A 3,185-nucleotide genomic window follows, 5' to 3' on the forward strand; every position below is an offset into this window, starting at 1 on the left:
GGGTGGTGCCCTTCGGGAGGACCAGGTCCGACGCGTGGATGGTGGTGCCGGCCTCCAGGCCCGCGATGGAGACGGTGACCTCGGTCGGGATGTGCGTGGCCTCGGCCTCGACGGAGATGGTGTTCTGGAGGGTCTCCAGCATGTTGCCGCCGGCGGCCAGCTCGCCCTCGGTGACGATCGCGACGTCGACGGTGACCTTCTCGCCCTTCTTGACGATCAGGAAGTCGACGTGGGAGATCGAGCGCTTCAGCGGGTGCTTCTGCACGGCCTTCGGGATGACCAGCTCGGTGCCGGCGTCGCCGAGGTCCAGGGAGATCAGGACGTTCGGGGTACGCAGCGCCAGCTGAAGGGCGTGGGCGTCGACGTTGACGTGCTTCGGGTCGGTGCCGTGGCCGTAGATGACGGCGGGGGTCAGCGCGTCGCGACGGGCCTGACGGGCAGAGCCCTTGCCGAAGGTGTCACGGATCTTGGCGGAAAGCTTGACCTCGGACATGCTCACTCCTCGTGGGGTGACGGAAATGGACGGAAGTCACCCGGCCGGAACGGCCTGCTACGAAGAGCGCGTCGATAACGGAGAATCCGTACCGGAAACAGGTACGGCCTCCCTCGCCGAGCAACTCATGGAGTGTACCCGGCGGGGGAGGCCGCACCAAAAGGATCTACCGCGGAGCGGTCACCTCAGGCTCTACTGCTGCTCCTCGAAGAGGCTGGTGACCGAGCCGTCCTCGAAGACCTCGCGCACGGCGCGCGCGATCATCGGGGCGATCGACAGCACCGTGATCTTGTCGAGCTCCAGGTCGGACGGGTCCGGCAGGGTGTTCGTGAAGACGAACTCGCTGACCTTGGAGTTCTTCAGGCGGTCGGCCGCCGGGCCCGACAGGATGCCGTGCGTGGCCGTCACGATGACGTCCTCCGCGCCGTGCGCGAACAGCGCGTCGGCCGCGGCGCAGATGGTGCCACCGGTGTCGATCATGTCGTCGACCAGGACGCAGACGCGGCCCTTGACCTCACCGACGACCTCGTGGACGGTCACCTGGTTGGCGACGTCCTTGTCGCGGCGCTTGTGCACGATCGCCAGCGGCGCGTCCAGACGGTCGCACCAGCGGTCGGCCACACGCACCCGGCCGGCGTCCGGGGAGACGATCGTGAGCTTCGTACGGTCCACCTTGGCGCCGACGTAGTCCGCGAGGACGTTCAGGGCCGAAAGGTGGTCCACCGGGCCGTCGAAGAAGCCCTGGATCTGGTCCGTGTGCAGGTCGACCGTGAGGATGCGGTCCGCACCCGCGGTCTTCAGCAGATCGGCGACCAGGCGGGCCGAGATCGGCTCGCGGCCCTTGTGCTTCTTGTCCTGGCGGGCGTACCCGTAGGACGGGACGATCACGGTGATGGAGCGTGCCGACGCGCGCTTCAGCGCGTCGATCATGATCAGCTGCTCCATGATCCACTTGTTGATCGGAGCCGTGTGGCTCTGGATCAGGAAGCAGTCCGCGCCACGAGCCGACTCCTGGAAGCGGACGTAGATCTCACCGTTCGCGAAGTCGAAAGCCTTGGTCGGCACGAGGCCGACTCCCAGCTGGTGCGCGACCTCCTCGGCCAGCTCGGGGTGGGCGCGGCCGGAGAAGAGCATCAGCTTCTTCTCGCCGGTCGTCTTGATCCCGGTCACAGCACTGTCTCCTCAGACGTGTTGAAGCTGCTCGCCCCCATGTGCGTCCGTCCCGCACACGGTGAGCCAGCCGAATTGCGTGCACTATCACGGTACGCCGTCAGGGGCGCACCTGTTTCCGGTCAGTTCACCTCAGGGGCGCTCGGCGTCCTCCGGGGCCGCCGACTGCGCCGCCGTGGCAGCGGCACTGCCCGGACGCTTGCGGGCCACCCAGCCCTCGATATTCCGCTGCTGGCCACGGGCCACAGCGAGGGCGCCGGGCGGCACGTCCTTCGTGATCACGGATCCGGCGGCCGTGTAGGCGCCGTCCCCGATGGTGACGGGCGCCACAAACATGTTGTCCGAGCCCGTCTTGCAGTGTGAGCCGATGGTGGTGTGGTGCTTGTGCTCACCGTCGTAGTTCACGAAGACGCTCGCGGCGCCGATGTTGGTGTACTCGCCGATGGTCGCGTCACCCACGTAGGACAGGTGGGGGACCTTGGTGCCCTCGCCGATCGTCGCGTTCTTCATCTCGACGTACGTGCCGGCCTTGGCCTTGGCGCCGAGGTTCGTGCCGGGGCGCAGGTAGGCGAAGGGGCCCACGTTCGCCTGCGGTCCCACGACCGCGCTCTCGGCGACCGTGTTGTCCACCCGGGCGCCCGCGCCCACGAGGGTGTCCTTGAGCCGGGTGTTGGGGCCGACCTCGGCGCCCTCGGCGATGTGCGTGGTGCCCAGCAGCTGGGTGCCGGGGTGCACGATCGCGTCCTGTCCGAAGGTGACGGTCACATCGACGAAGGTGCCGGCCGGGTCGACGACCGTGACGCCCGCGAGCATCGCCTGCTCCAGCAGGCGCGCGTTCAGCAGCGCGCGGGCCTCGGCGAGCTGGACGCGGTTGTTGATGCCGAGGATCTGCCGGTGGTCGCTGCCGACGGCCGCGCCGACGCGGTGCCCGGCCTCGCGCAGGATGCCGAGGACATCGGTGAGGTACTCCTCGCCCTGGCTGTTGTCGGTACGGACCTTGCCGAGCGCGTCGGCGAGCAGGGCGCCGTCGAAGGCGAAGACGCCGGAGTTGATCTCGCGGATCGCGCGCTGGGCGTCGGAGGCGTCCTTGTGTTCGACGATGGCCGTCACGGCGCCGCCCGCGTCGCGCACGATGCGTCCGTAGCCGGTGGAGTCGGGGACCTCGGCGGTCAGCACGGTGACGGCGTTGCCGTCGGCCTCGTGCGTCAGCGCGAGCCGGGCAAGGGTCTCCCCGGTCAGCAGCGGGGTGTCGCCGCAGACGACGATCACGGTGCCGGTGATCCCGCCGCCGAGCTCTTCGAGGGCCATGCGGACGGCGTGTCCGGTGCCGTTCTGCTCGTACTGGACGGCGGTGCGGACGTCGGCGTCGATGCCGGCCAGGTGCGCGGTGACCTGCTCCCGGGCGTGCCCGACGACCACGACGAGGTGCTCGGGGTCCAGCTCACGGGAGGCGGCGACGACGTGACCGACGAGCGAGCGCCCGCAGATCTCGTGGAGAACCTTGGGAGTCGCCGACTTCATG

At 68.9% G+C, this 3,185-nt stretch carries 3 protein-coding genes; all 3 read right to left on the reverse strand.

From position 1 onward, the window contains the following. Positions 1-493: 50S ribosomal protein L25/general stress protein Ctc (locus ACWGIU_RS33880; protein WP_453711937.1), on the reverse strand; the 493-nt coding region annotated here is incomplete at its 3' end. A 192-nt stretch (positions 494-685) separates the two neighbouring features. Continuing rightward, the gene (locus tag ACWGIU_RS33885) at positions 686-1,663 is read right to left on the reverse strand and encodes a ribose-phosphate diphosphokinase (protein ID WP_030716976.1); all 978 of its coding nucleotides are present in this window, start codon (positions 1,661-1,663) and stop codon (positions 686-688) included. A gap of 132 nt (positions 1,664-1,795) precedes the next feature. Next, positions 1,796-3,184, reverse strand: a complete 1,389-nt coding sequence (glmU, locus tag ACWGIU_RS33890; RefSeq protein WP_453711938.1) for a bifunctional UDP-N-acetylglucosamine diphosphorylase/glucosamine-1-phosphate N-acetyltransferase GlmU — start codon at positions 3,182-3,184, stop codon at positions 1,796-1,798. Position 3,185 lies beyond the last annotated feature (1 nt).

It is taken from the genome of Streptomyces sp. NPDC054840 (genome assembly GCF_053611065.1).